The organism is Micromonospora sp. NPDC049275 (assembly GCF_043197115.1).
In the GTDB taxonomy this organism is placed as follows: Bacteria; Actinomycetota; Actinomycetes; order Mycobacteriales; family Micromonosporaceae; genus Micromonospora.
This window is the reverse complement of sequence record NZ_JBICSN010000001.1, coordinates 348,356-360,244: the sequence shown is the minus strand read 5'-3', so window position 1 is coordinate 360,244 and position 11,889 is coordinate 348,356. Positions and strand designations below refer to the sequence as shown.

The window sequence follows — 11,889 nt, the reverse complement described above, 5'->3', positions numbered from 1 at the left end:
GCTCAGCGACGATTCATCCGGCGGGTGGCCGCGTCGAGGTCACCGATCATCTGTTGGAAGCCACGGAACGCCTCCTCGGAGACCCGTTCGAGCTGCTGGGTGAGGGCCGTGCTGTCGACCTGGGCGGCGGCCGTCAGGTCGGCCCGGCGGGCACGCTCGTCGGCCTGTGCCGCCTGGACCGCCTCCAGGACGTACTCGGCGATCATGCTCGTGCCGGCTCGGGACAGACTCGGGTCGATCACCAGCGTCCGCAGGGCGCCGAAGGCGTCGACCTCCGCCTCGACCAGGCCGGCCCCACCGGTGCCCCGCCCCACCGTCTGCTCGGCGTCCGGCGCGGGCCCGTCGCTCTCACCCGGCTGTGCCGTGACGGCGCCCGATGCCTGGCTCAGCAGGCGCATCGCCTCTTCGAGCGAGCCACTCAGGCCGGACGGATCAATCCCGCTCGCCATGCTCGTCCCCCCAGGTACGCAGTCGACCGTCGGTGCACGACGGTACCAACGCGACACCCGCTCGGGTATCCCTTGGTCCGCTGTGGGTCAATCCCAGGAGGCGAGGATCTCGTCGACAGGCGCGAGGTCACGCCCCGGATCGGGCGCGGGGGCGGGCGGGCCCGCGGGCGTACGGTCGAAGCGGGGCGCCGGGGCCGGCTGGATCTCGCCGTCCACCTCGACGAACGTCCCCCGGGCCGCGTTGTGCGGGTGCCGGTGCGCCTCCCCCGGGGCGAGCACGGGGGCGACGCAGGCGTCCAGGTCGGCGAAGACCGTCGTCCACTCGTCCCGGGTCCGCTCGGCGAACCGTTCGGTGAACCGCCTGCGCAGCTCGTCCCAGCCGCTCGGGTCGTACTGGTCGGGCAGGTCCGCCTCGTCGGCCAGGTCGAGACCCGCAAGCAGTACGGCGTAGAAGGCCGGTTCCAGTGCCCCGACGGCCATGAAGCCGCCGTCGGAGGTGGCGTACGTGTCGTAGAAGGGCGCTCCTCCGTCGAGCAGGTTCCGCCCGCGCGAGGCGGCCCACAGGCCGGTGCCCAGCAGCCCGTGCAGGAACGAGGTGAGCAGCGCCGAGCCGTCCACCATCGCCGCGTCGACGACCTGGCCGACGCCGGAGCGTTCCCGTTCCAGCAGGGCTGCCAGCACCCCCACGGCCAGCACCATGCCCCCGCCGGCGAAGTCACCGAGCAGGTTCAGCGGCGCGTGTGGGCGGGCGCCGGGTCGGCCCAGGGGCTCCAGCGCGCCGGCGACCGCGATGTAGTCGATGTCGTGGCCGGCCCGACCGGCCAGCGGGCCGTCCTGACCCCAGCCGGTCATCCGCGCGTACACCAGGCGGGGGTTGTGGCCCCGGCAGACGTCCGGGCCGAAGCCGAGCCGCTCGGCGACCCCCGGTCGGTACGCCTCGACGAGCACGTCCGCCCGCTCGACCAGGCGCAGCAGGTCGGCCACACCGGTCGGGGACTTGAGGTCCAGCGCGGTGACCCGGCGACTGCGCTGCAACGGTCCACCGGTCGGCGCGGCCAGCCGTCCGGCGCCCGGTCCACCGGGCCGGTCGACGCGCACCACGTCCGCCCCGAGGTCGGCGAGCACCATGCAGCCGAACGGGGCCGGCGCGAGACTCGCCAACTCGACGACCCGCACCCCGGCCAGCGGCCCGCCGCGCGCGGCCGTCACGCGACGCCTGCCGGTTCGGCTGAACGGGCATCCGGCTCGGTGCCGGTCGGCGGCTCGGCGGCGAGCCGGTCGGCCAGGTCGGCTGGTGGGGTGAACCGGTCGCCGTACGCCTCGGCCAGCTCGCTGGCGCGCGCCGCGAAGCCGGCCGGGCCGCCCGCGTACTGCCGGACGTAGCGGATCACGCCTCCCGTCCAGGCGGGGAAGCCGATGCCGAAGATCGAGCCGATGTTGGCGTCGGTCTCGGTGTGCAGCACCCCCTCGTCGAGGCAGCGCAGCGCGTCGAGTGCCTCGGCGAAGAGCATCCGCTCCTGGAGGTCGGTGAACGGCACCGCCCGGCCGGTGTCGCTGACCAGGTCGGCGAGGCCGCTCCACAGCCGGCCCCGGGTGCCGTCGTCGTAGGAGTAGAAGCCGCGCCCGGCCGCACGCCCCGGCCTGTCGTACGCGTCGACAAGTTCGTCGACGAGCCGGTGTGCGGGCAGCGGCAGGTACTCCTCGCTGGCCGCCTCGAACTGGCGACGGATCCGCTGGATCAGGGTGAGGCTCACCTCGTCGGCCAACGCGAGGGGTCCGGTCGGGTAGCCGGCCTGCAACGCGGCCTGCTCCACAGACGCGGCCGGTACGCCCTCGGCGACCATGCCTACCGCCTCGTCGATGAACCTGCCGATCACCCGGCTGGTGAAGAAGCCCCGGCCGTCGTTGACCACGATCGGGGTCTTGCCGATCCGTCGGCCCAGGTCGAAGGCGCGCGCCACTGCCGCGTTCCCAGTCCGCTCGCCGACCACGATCTCCAGCAGCGGCATCCGATCCACAGGCGAGAAGAAGTGCATGCCGATGAAGTCCGCCGGCCGGTCCACTCCCTCGGCCAGGGCGGTGATCGGCAGGGTGGAGGTGTTGGAGGCGAGCAGCGCGCCCGGCGCGAGCACCGGCAGCACCTCGGCGAAGACCGCCTTCTTCAGGGCCGGGTCCTCGAAGACCGCCTCGATGACCGTGTCGCAGCCGGCGAGGGCGTCCACCTGGTCGGTGGTGGTGATCCGGTCCAGCACCGCGCGGGCGTCGGCCTCCGTGGTCCGGCCCTTACGGACCCGGCGGGCGAGCAGCCGCTCGGCGTGTTCCCGAGCCCGCCCGGCGGCCTCCGGCGACACGTCCCTCACCACCACGTCCAGGCCGGCGCTGGCGCAGGCGTACGCGATGCCCGCGCCCATCATGCCCGCGCCGAGCACCGCCACCTTCCGCACCTGCGGGACGTCCACGGAAGGTCGGGCCGCACCGCCGTTGACGGCCTTCAGGTCGAAGAAGAACGCGCCGATCATGTTCTTGGCGACCTGCCCGGTGAGCAGGCCGATCAGGTGCCTGGTCTCCACGGTCAACGCGGTGTCCAGGTCGACCTGTGCGCCCTCGACGGCGGCGGCCAGGATCGCCTCCGGCGCGGGCAGCCGGGCACCCTTGAGCTGCTTGCGCAGGGTCGCGGGGAAGGCGGGCAACTGGGCGGCCAGCGAGCGGCTGGCCGGAGTGCCGCCGGGCATCCGGTAGTCCGGCCGGTCCCACGGCTGGGCCGGGTGCGGGTTCGCCGCGATCCAGGCCCGTGCGCGATCCAGCAGCTCGGTGGGCGTGGCGACCACCTCGTCCACGATGCCGGCTGCCAGGGCGTCGGTCGGGCGCATCTGCCGGCCGGTGAGCAGCACAGTGGTCAGTGCCCCGGCCAGGCCGAGCATCCGTACGGTCCGGGTGACGCCACCGGCGCCGGGCAGCAGGCCCAGCGTCACCTCGGGAAGCCCGAGCCGGGAGCCGGGCGCGTCGAGCGCGATCCGGTGGTGGCAGGCGAGGGCGATCTCCAGGCCGCCGCCGAGCGCGGAGCCGTTGACCGCCGCGACCACGGGTCTGCCCAGCGTCTCCAGGCGGCGCAGGTCCCGCTTGATGGTGCCCAGCAGCTCCGCCAGGGCGGGCGCGTCGGCGCGGGTGGCCCGGATCATCTCGGGTAGGTCACCACCGGCGAAGAACGTGGACTTCGCGCTCGTCACGATGACGCCGACGAGATCGCGCTCGGCCTCCAGCCGGTCCAGCACGGCGCTCATCGACGCCGCGTACGCCCGGTTCATGGTGTTCGCGGACTGGTCGGGATCGTCCAGGGTGAGGGTGACGATGCCGTCGTCGCCGCGGTCGTACCGGATGGTGGTGGTCATGTGTCTCTTCCCCCGGGTCAGCAGCGCTCGAGAACGGTGGCGACGCCCATGCCGCCGCCGATGCAGAGGGTCACCACGGCCCGGCGCAGGTCGCGGCGCTCCAACTCGTCCAACGCCGTGCCGAGCAACATGGCTCCGGTGGCGCCCAGCGGGTGACCGAGCGCGATCGCGCCGCCGTTGACGTTCACCCGGTCCGGGTCGAGCCGCAGGTCGCGGACGTACTTGAGCACCACCGCCGCGAACGCCTCGTTGATCTCGAACAGGTCGATGTCGTCGACTGTCAGCCCGGCGACGGCGAGCGCCTTGTGGGTGGCCGGGATCGGGCCGGTCAGCATCAGCGTCGGGTCGGCGCCGGTGACGGCCACGCCGACGATCCGGGCGCGCGGGGTGAGGCCGAGATCCTGACCGACCTGCTCCGACCCGATGAGCACCAGCGCCGCGCCGTCCACGATGCCTGACGAGTTGCCGGCGTGGTGGACGTGCTCGATGGCCTCCAGCCAGTGGAATTTCTGCAACGCGACCGCGTCGAACCCGGCCGCCTCGCCCATCGTGGCGAAGGACGGGGTGAGCCGGCCCAGCGCCTCCCGGGTGGTCTCCGGGCGGGGGTGCTCGTCGACGGTGAGGATGTCCAGCCCGTTGCCGTCGCGCACCGGCACCACCGAGCGGGCGAAGTGCCCACCGGCCAGTGCCTTGGCGGCCCGCTCCTGAGAGCGCAGCGCGTAGCCGTCCACGTCGTCGCGGGTGAAGCCCTCCAGGGTGGCGATCAGGTCGGCGCTGACGCCCTGCGGCACGAACGACGTGGCCAACGCGGTCTGCGGGTCGGTGGCCCAGGCCGCGCCGTCGGAACCCATCGGCACCCGGGACATCGACTCCACCCCGCCGGCGAGCAGCAGGTGCTCCCAGCCGGAGCGGATCCGCGCGGCGGCGGAGTTGACCGCCTCCAGCCCGGAGGCGCAGAACCTGTTGAGCTGCACCCCGCCCACCTGGTCGGGCAGCCCGGCCAGCAGCGCGGCGGCGCGGGCCAGATCACCGCCCTGCTCGCCGACCGGGGTCACGATGCCGAGCAGCAGGTCCTCCAACCGGCTCACGTCCAGGCCGGGGTTGCGCTCTCGCAGCGCGTCGATCAGGCCGACCACCAGCGAGATCGGCTTGACCCCGTGCAGCGCGCCGGTGTCCCGGCCGCGTCCGCGCGGGGTGCGGACCGCGTCATAGACGTACGCCTCAGAGGGCACGGGCGATCAGCTCCTTCATGATCTCGTTGGTGCCGCCGTAGATCTTCTGGACGCGGGCGTCGGCGTACATCCGGGCGATCGGGTACTCGGTCGTGTAGCCGTAGCCGCCGAAGAGTTGCAGGCACCTGTCGATGACCTCGCACTGCCCGTCGGTGAGCCACGACTTCGCCATCGCGGCCGTGGCCACGTCCAGGTCGCCGCGGGTGTGCCGGACGATGCAGTCGTCCAGGAAGACCCGGCTGACCCGGGTACGGGTGGCGCACTCGGCGAGCACCATCCGGGTGTTCTGGTGCCCCATCAGGGTCTTGCCGAAGGCGGTGCGCTCCTTGGCGTACGCGACGGTCAGCGCGACGGCCCGCTCCATGGCGGCCACCGCGCCCACGCCGATGACCAGCCGTTCCTGCGGAAGCTGCCGCATGAGCTGGATGAAGCCCAGCCCCTCGGCGCCGCCGAGCAGGTTGGCCGCCGGCACCCGGAACTCGTCGAAGAACAGCTCGGCTGTGTCGTTGGCGTGCAGCCCGATCTTGGACAGCAGCCGGCCCCGGCGAAAGCCTTCCGGGTCGCCGCCCACCTCGCACACCAGCAGCGAGACGCCTGCCGCCCGCTGCTCGGGGTCGGTCTTCACGGCCACGAGAATCAGGTCCGCGAGGCCGCCGTTGGTGATGAACGTCTTCGCGCCGGTGAGCAGGTAGTCGTCGCCGTCGCGGACCGCCCGCGTCCGCATCGCCTGGAGGTCCGAGCCGCCGTCGGGCTCGGTCATCGCGATCGCGCCGACCAGCTCACCGCTGCACAGGCCGGGCAGCCACCGTCGCTTCTGCTCCTCGCTGCCGTACGCCACCAGATAGCCGGTGACGATGCCACTGTGGACGGCCAGGCCGAGGCTGCTCTCCCCGGTGTACGCCTGCTCGTGCAGCAGGACGGCCTCGTGGGTGAAGCCGCCGCCCCCGCCGCCGTACTCCTCGGGGACCGACAGGCCGAGCAACCCCAGCTCACCGGCGCGCCGGTAGTGCTCGCGGTCCGGGTGACCCTGCGCCAGCAGGCGCTCGGCGTGCGGCAGCACCTCCTTGGTGAAGAAGGTGCGGGCCAGGTCGGCGAGGTCGTCGTGCTCCGGTTCACGCCAGGGCGAGGGGGGACCGTCGGGGGTCGGCATGTGCACCACCCTCGCGCCCTGTTGGCAGCATGTCAATAAGTCTCGATCAGCTCCCGGGCGGCCGACACCATTGATCGACTCCGGTTCCTTGAAGTCGGGCCATCCGCACCCCTTGGGACACCCCGGCTTCAAGGAAACCGAGTCGATCAAGCGGGAACGGGATGGATCAATTCGGGCGACTAGCTGCGGGTCGACTCGCGTCGTCCCGAGGCCGCGAGCCGCTCGGCGAGTGCGACGACACGATCGCGGAGTTCGTCCGGTCGCTCGATGACGAACGGCAGATCGAGGGCGGCGAGCACAGCGGGTAACCAGTCGAGACTCTCTGCCCGGATCTCCACGTCCTGCCAGCCCTCGTCCGCACCCTCGCGCACCTCGGCGATGCTGGCCGGTAGCTGCCTGCGGATCTGCTCACGTGTTCCCTGTATCCGCAGCGACACCGCATGCTGGTACGGCGCCTGTGCCATCGACGTGAGGAGGCGCCCCGCGGGATCGTCCCCGGCGGGCGGCTCGAACGAGCCGGGCAGCGTTCTCGCGTCCGCGATGCGGTCGAGCCGAAGGGTCCGATCCTCACCGATATCCGGATCGACCCCTGTGACGTACCACCGGCCCGCGTGGTTGACCAGCCCGAACGGATGCAGCACGCGGGCGCTACGCCTGCCGTTGCGCGAGGTGTACTGGAGTGAGATCGGCCGGTGTTGGCGGACCGCCTCGGCGACGGTGAGGAGTACGTCCGTCCGCGGGGCAGGGAAGTCGCCGGGTTCGGTGGTGAAGGCGAGAGACTGGAGTACGGCGTCCAGCCGGTCCGCGATCCGCGACGGCAGGACGCGCCGGATTTTCGCGGCGGCAGTCTCACCCGCCGTACCCGTAGCCGTTGCCAGCCCGGCACGGCGGCCGGCAACCAGGCCGAGTAGGACGGCCAAGGCTTCGTCGTCGCTGAACATCAGCGGCGGCAGGCGATAGCCGGCGGCGAGCCGATACCCGCCGTAGCGACCGCGCACCGATTCCACCGGCACGTCGAGGTCGACCAGGTGACTCACGTAGCGCCGCACCGTGCGCGGTTCGACACCGAGGCGCTCGGCAAGCTCGGCCATCGTCCGGACACCGCCGGACTGCAAGAGCCCCAGCAGCGCGAGCACCTGGGCTGTCGGCCGTGCCACGGTCCGAACCTACCTCGAATACTGGACCAGATCTGTCCAGTATTCCGGCTAGCGTGCCTACGACAGACCGGTACCGACCGTACTGAGCAGGGAGAAGGCATGGATTTCGTATCGATCCGCATCATCACCGGCGACATCAACCGGCTGGTCGGCTTCTACGAGAAGATCACCGGCGTGCAGGCGGCCTGGGGCAACGAGGACTTCGCCGAGTTGCGCACCGCCCACGGCACGCTGGCGATCGGCAGTACCCGCACGGTCCCACTGTTCGCGCCGGGGTCGGCCCGCCCGGCCGACAACCACACCGTGATCATCGAGTTCCTCGTGGCAGACGTGGATGCGCTCTACGAGAAGCTGAAGAACGTGGTGGCGGACTTCGTGAACGAGCCCACGACCATGCCCTGGGGTAACCGAGCCCTGCTCTTCCGCGACCCCGACGGCAACCTGGTCAACTTCTTCACCCCGGTGACCCCCGAAGCGATCGAGAAGTTCGGCCGCTGACCACGTTGGCGCAGCCAGGGCGCGTGAACTACTCGGCCTCGTCGCCGTCGGTGGGGCGAGGTGGGCGGTGCTCGGCGATCCACGCCTCCACATCGGCCCGCAGCCAGACCGTGGTCCCGTGCAGCCGCTGGAACGGCGCGGGGAAGGTCGGATAGCGGATGAGCTGACGCATCCGGGTCCGGCTCACGCCGCCGAGCAACTCCTGCAACTCGTGCGGACCGACAAGTGGACCCGGGACCTCACCCATCAGTCGACGGTAGGGCGATCAGGAATGCCAAATCGCGTCTACCTACTTGCGCAGTCCTTCCGAATGGGTGATGGTGAACTCGTCGGCCCCGGCTCGGGCTCGGGCCGACTGGTCAGCGATCGCGAGTGCTGGGAGGAGGCCCGATGGATCAGGCGACGGAGTTGGCGTGGCTGCGGGAGCGGGTCGGGGGACTGGAGACGGCGTTGCACTGCGCACGCAGGGAGTTGTTCGATCTCCGTTGCCGACTCACGTTGATCGGCCGGGTGGTCCGGGACGTGGACCGGGTGCAACGAGCGCCCGGAGTGGCGGTCGGCGCGATCAACGCGGCGCTCTACTCCGAGACGTCCAACCTGCGGCACCTCGGTCGGCACGTGGTCCGGCGCCGCCGCGGCCAGTGATCGTGGCCATCCGTTGATCAGGTGATGAAAAGAAGGTTCTATGCCCGCTCCTGACCTACTTTCCATCACTTGATCAGGGCGAGGGGGTGGCTGCCGCTAGGGTCGGGCAGATGAGTGTCGAGACGGCTCCTCGTCGCCGCCGGTTGGAGCCGGACGCCCGGCGCGGGCAGATCCTCGCCTGTGCGGTCCGGCTGTTCGGCGAGCGGCCGTACGCCGAGGTGTCGACCACCGACGTCGCCCGGGAGGCGGGTGTCGCCCGGGGCCTCGTCAACCACTACTTCGGCACGAAGAAGGACCTCTACCTGGAGGTCGTCCGGGTCATGGTGACCATCCCGGAGGTCGCCCTGGAGCGGCTGCCCAAGGGTGATCTGCGGACCCGGGTGGAGGCCAGCGTCTCCTGGTTCCTCGACGTGGTGTCCCGGCACAGCACCTCCTGGTTGGCAGCCGTCACCGCCCGGGGGATGGGTGGCGACGCCGACGTGGAGCGGGTGCTCGCCGAGGCCGAGGAGGTCGCCGCGGACCGGATGCTCGTCGCCGTCGGGCTGGCCGGTGAGGCGGAGCACCACGCGGAGTTACGCGGGATGGTCCGGGCGTACTGCGGCCTGGCCACCTCGACCGCGCGGGAGTGGCTCCAGCGCGGCGCGCTCACCCGCCCTCAGGTGCATCTGCTGCTCACTACCGCGCTGCTGACGATCGTGGAACAGGTCATCCCGCAGGTCATCGCGGAGAAGGACGTGACGCGGGAGACTCGGCAAACACTGGGCTGAAATAAGCATAAGGCTTACGCTTATTTCGTCGAGGTGCGCCAGCGCGCGCGGCCCGCGTTACCGAGGAGGAGAAATGCCCACATCTGCCCTGTCCTACGAGGTCTTGGTCTTGGATGGCCCGGTCCGGGCCGGAGAGCAGCGCATGCCGGACGGCTCACCCATCCACTTCAATCCGACAGCCACCACCCTGATCTCGGGGGCCGAGGAGGCGCTGCTGGTGGACCCGCCGTTCACCTATGAGCAGATCGCGACGGCGGGCGACTGGATCGAGCGGTCGGGCAAGCGGCTGACTGCCATCTACGCCACCCACGGGCACGGCGACCACTGGTTCGGTGCCCCTGAGCTGGTCAAGCGCTTCCCCGACGCCGTCACCTACGCGACGCCCGGGACCATCGAGGTCATGCACCAGCAGGCCACCGTAGGGCGCCAAGAGGTCTTCGACAAGGTCTTCCCCGGGTTGATCCCGGAGTCGCCTGTCGACGCCATTCCGGTGCCGCCCGGCGGAATCCTGCTCGAAGGCAACGTCGCCCAGCCGGTCGAGACCGGGCACACCGACGGCGACCAGACCACGGTCCTGCACGTGCCGTCGATCGGCCTCGTGGTGGCCGGCGACGTCGTCTACAACGGGGTCCACCAGTACCTGCTGGAGACCGTCAACGGTGGCCTGCGGGAGTGGCTCAAGGCCCTCGACCGCGTCGAGGCCCTCGCGCCCCGGGCGGTCGTGGCCAGCCACAAGAACCGCAACCGCCCCGACGACCCGTCGAGCATCGACGAGACCCGGAGGTACCTGCTGAACGTGGAGCGGCTGTTGGCTGAGGAGTCGACAGCCCTTGGGTTCTTCGACGCGATGATGGAGCTCTATCCGGACTGGGTCAACCCGGGACCGCTGTGGTACGGGGCGCTCGGCCTGATCGGAAAGTGATGTGAGGATGCAGTCGGTGTCCCCTCCGCCGTGGCCCGCCACCGCGAGATACGGCCTCGACCCCGCACCGGGCGGCCTCGGGCTCGTCCAGGACCTGCTCAACACACTCCCGGCCGGCGCCCCGCGCCAGCCGGATCTCCTCGACGATCTCGACAGCGCCACGCAGTGGGCGGACGATGTCGCCGCCCGGTGGTCGACGGCCACCGGGCGGCCGGCACCGGACGTGGCGCTCGACCCGACGGGCCTGCGGGCGCTGCGGACCTTCCGCGACGAGCTGCGGTACGGGATCGACGCCAGGCTCCACACCACACCGGAAGCCGGGCCGCCCGAGCCGGCACCGGCGCCTCGTGCGACAGGCGCCACGCTGCGGCTCGACGGGAACGGCTCGGTCCACCTCGATCCCGCCGGGACGGGGGCCGAGTCGCTTGTCTCCCTCGTCCTGGCGGAGTTGTTCGCGGCGCAACTCACCGACGTCGGCCGACGCATCAAGACCTGCCGCAACCCCCGGTGCCAGGTGGCGTTCTACGACCGCTCCCGCAACAACAGCGGAGTCTGGCACTCCGTCCGCATCTGCGGCCTTCCGGCCAACCTGCGGGCCCACCGAGCGCGCCAACGGCAGGCGGACTGAACAGATCGCGCAGTCCGCCGCCGCTCAGGCGGCCCGACGGCCGCCGGTCCGTGCGGCCTGGCCGGTCCGTGCGGCTTGGCCGGTCCGTGCGGCTTGGCCGGTCCGTGCGGCTTGGCCGGTCCGTGCGGCTTGGCCGGTCCGTGCGGCCTGGTCGGTCCGTGCGGCTTGGCCGGTCCGTGCGGCCGGGGCGGCGTGCCGGTCGGCGGCCTGCGCGGAGAACGGCTCGGCGCGCACCACCCGCAGTGGCCGTTCGGTCTCGTCCACGCCGAACCTCCAACGCGACGGCGTCGGCTGCCGTTGCGGCGCGGGACCGCCGGGGCGCAGCCCGGGCCGGGACAGCAGCACGGTGATCAGGTAGCCGACCACCAGGAAACCGTGGCTGACCAGGCGCTCCCCGCCCACCGAGCCGGTGGCGAGGTCGTTTACCGAGAGCAGCAGCAGCGTGCCGACGAACGCGCTGAGCATCGGCAGGAGACCCGCCGGCGGGCTGCGGCGTATCGCCACGAAGAGGAAGCCGGCACCGACCGCCACGTTCCAGGCGGCCGACTCGTGCCACAGGTGCTGGCCGGCGGCATGCACGTGGTCGCCTGTCGCTCCCCGGCCCACCTGGGCCAGGCCGAGCACGAGCTGGACCGCGCCGAGCAGCCCGAGCGCCGCGCGCAACCCGACGACCAGGCCGGCGCGGCCGGGCAGGCGAAGCCGGGCCGCGCGGCCCGGTAGGCGAAGCCGCCAACGCGACCGGCGGGCCGGCGTCGTGTCATCGGCGCTGGCGCTGGCACCGGCACCGGTAGCCGCGCCGGCCCCGACGGCGGCCAGGATCGCGTCGGTCCGGTCGGGCACATCGGTGACCAATCGGGTACGAATCCGGCGCGTCACCGCGGCCGCTGTCGCGAACCAGGCCCGGCACTGGGCGCACTCGTCCAGGTGCCCCTGCGCCGCCGCCCCTTCGGCGGCGGTCTCTTCCCCGTCCAACTGCGCGGACAGGACCTCCCGCCACTGCTCACACCCCATGTGTGGGTAGTCGGTCCGCAGGCCGCTCCGGTTCCCGGCGA

Annotated in this window: 12 protein-coding genes and 1 pseudogene; 5 read left to right on the top strand and 8 right to left on the bottom strand. The window is 71.8% G+C overall.

Going from position 1 to position 11,889, the window contains the following annotated elements; genetic code table 11:
* Nucleotides 1-2 precede the first annotated feature (2 nt).
* The 6 genes from ACGFIE_RS01700 to ACGFIE_RS01675 form a co-directional block, all read right to left on the bottom strand.
* Nucleotides 3-449 carry a YbaB/EbfC family nucleoid-associated protein gene (locus ACGFIE_RS01700; RefSeq protein WP_393289979.1) on the bottom strand — a complete coding sequence of 149 codons (447 nt, stop codon included), beginning with the start codon at nucleotides 447-449 and terminating at the stop codon, nucleotides 3-5.
* An 87-nt stretch (nucleotides 450-536) separates the two neighbouring features.
* Entirely contained in the window at nucleotides 537-1,658 is a 1,122-nt protein-coding gene (locus tag ACGFIE_RS01695) for a CaiB/BaiF CoA transferase family protein (RefSeq protein ID WP_393289977.1), read from the bottom strand.
* A complete protein-coding gene (locus ACGFIE_RS01690; protein ID WP_393289975.1) occupies nucleotides 1,655-3,838 on the bottom strand; it encodes a 3-hydroxyacyl-CoA dehydrogenase NAD-binding domain-containing protein in 2,184 nt (727 codons plus the stop codon). Before ACGFIE_RS01690 ends, ACGFIE_RS01695 begins: the two co-directional genes overlap by 4 nt.
* A 17-nt stretch (nucleotides 3,839-3,855) precedes the next feature.
* Nucleotides 3,856-5,070, bottom strand: coding sequence for an acetyl-CoA C-acetyltransferase (locus ACGFIE_RS01685; RefSeq protein ID WP_393289974.1), 1,215 nt, complete (start codon nucleotides 5,068-5,070; stop codon nucleotides 3,856-3,858).
* Complete coding sequence (locus ACGFIE_RS01680; RefSeq protein ID WP_393289972.1) at nucleotides 5,060-6,220, bottom strand: acyl-CoA dehydrogenase family protein; 1,161 nt, start codon at nucleotides 6,218-6,220, stop codon at nucleotides 5,060-5,062. The genes ACGFIE_RS01685 and ACGFIE_RS01680 overlap by 11 nt, the downstream gene beginning before the upstream one ends.
* Nucleotides 6,221-6,399: 179 nt before the next feature.
* Nucleotides 6,400-7,377, bottom strand: a complete 978-nt coding sequence (locus ACGFIE_RS01675) for a helix-turn-helix transcriptional regulator (protein WP_393289970.1) — start codon at nucleotides 7,375-7,377, stop codon at nucleotides 6,400-6,402.
* A gap of 99 nt (nucleotides 7,378-7,476) precedes the next feature.
* Between ACGFIE_RS01675 and ACGFIE_RS01670 the strand changes: the two genes are divergently transcribed.
* A complete protein-coding gene (locus ACGFIE_RS01670; RefSeq protein WP_393289968.1) occupies nucleotides 7,477-7,875 on the top strand; it encodes a VOC family protein in 399 nt (132 codons plus the stop codon).
* A 28-nt stretch (nucleotides 7,876-7,903) separates the two neighbouring features.
* On the opposite strand, the gene ACGFIE_RS01665 is transcribed toward ACGFIE_RS01670, so the two are convergent.
* Nucleotides 7,904-8,122, bottom strand: a complete 219-nt coding sequence (locus tag ACGFIE_RS01665; RefSeq protein ID WP_266248397.1) for an AlpA family transcriptional regulator — start codon at nucleotides 8,120-8,122, stop codon at nucleotides 7,904-7,906.
* A 143-nt stretch (nucleotides 8,123-8,265) separates the two neighbouring features.
* On the opposite strand from ACGFIE_RS01665, the gene ACGFIE_RS01660 reads away from it, so the two are divergent.
* The 4 genes from ACGFIE_RS01660 (at nucleotide 8,266) to ACGFIE_RS01645 (ending at nucleotide 10,837) form a co-directional block, all read left to right on the top strand.
* Nucleotides 8,266-8,520, top strand: coding sequence for a hypothetical protein (locus ACGFIE_RS01660; RefSeq protein ID WP_393289965.1), 255 nt, complete (start codon nucleotides 8,266-8,268; stop codon nucleotides 8,518-8,520).
* 110 nt (nucleotides 8,521-8,630) lie between these two features.
* Nucleotides 8,631-9,287, top strand: coding sequence for a TetR/AcrR family transcriptional regulator (locus ACGFIE_RS01655; protein WP_393289963.1), 657 nt, complete (start codon nucleotides 8,631-8,633; stop codon nucleotides 9,285-9,287).
* A gap of 73 nt (nucleotides 9,288-9,360) precedes the next feature.
* Complete coding sequence (locus tag ACGFIE_RS01650) at nucleotides 9,361-10,209, top strand: MBL fold metallo-hydrolase (protein ID WP_393289961.1); 849 nt, start codon at nucleotides 9,361-9,363, stop codon at nucleotides 10,207-10,209.
* 7 nt (nucleotides 10,210-10,216) lie between these two features.
* On the top strand, nucleotides 10,217-10,837 hold the full coding sequence (locus ACGFIE_RS01645; protein WP_393289958.1) for a CGNR zinc finger domain-containing protein: 621 nt from the start codon (nucleotides 10,217-10,219) through the stop codon (nucleotides 10,835-10,837).
* Between the two features lie 180 nt (nucleotides 10,838-11,017).
* Here the strand turns inward: ACGFIE_RS01645 and ACGFIE_RS01640 are convergent.
* A pseudogene (locus ACGFIE_RS01640) lies at nucleotides 11,018-11,848 on the bottom strand (zf-HC2 domain-containing protein); the annotation flags it as partial.
* Nucleotides 11,849-11,889: the final 41 nt, after the last annotated feature.

Bases quoted from the DNA above. Each gene is read 5' to 3' on its own strand.
- ACGFIE_RS01655 (WP_393289963.1), top strand. From the start codon at position 8,631: ATGAGTGTCGAGACGGCTCCTCGTCGCCGCCGGTTGGAGCCGGACGCC.
- ACGFIE_RS01670 (WP_393289968.1), top strand. From the start codon at position 7,477: ATGGATTTCGTATCGATCCGCATCATCACCGGCGACATCAACCGGCTG.
- ACGFIE_RS01660 (WP_393289965.1), top strand. From the start codon at position 8,266: ATGGATCAGGCGACGGAGTTGGCGTGGCTGCGGGAGCGGGTCGGGGGA.
- ACGFIE_RS01680 (WP_393289972.1), bottom strand. From the start codon at position 6,220: ATGCCGACCCCCGACGGTCCCCCCTCGCCCTGGCGTGAACCGGAGCAC.
- ACGFIE_RS01650 (WP_393289961.1), top strand. From the start codon at position 9,361: ATGCCCACATCTGCCCTGTCCTACGAGGTCTTGGTCTTGGATGGCCCG.
- ACGFIE_RS01645 (WP_393289958.1), top strand. From the start codon at position 10,217: ATGCAGTCGGTGTCCCCTCCGCCGTGGCCCGCCACCGCGAGATACGGC.
- ACGFIE_RS01700 (WP_393289979.1), bottom strand. From the start codon at position 449: ATGGCGAGCGGGATTGATCCGTCCGGCCTGAGTGGCTCGCTCGAAGAG.
- ACGFIE_RS01690 (WP_393289975.1), bottom strand. From the start codon at position 3,838: ATGACCACCACCATCCGGTACGACCGCGGCGACGACGGCATCGTCACC.
- ACGFIE_RS01665 (WP_266248397.1), bottom strand. From the start codon at position 8,122: ATGGGTGAGGTCCCGGGTCCACTTGTCGGTCCGCACGAGTTGCAGGAG.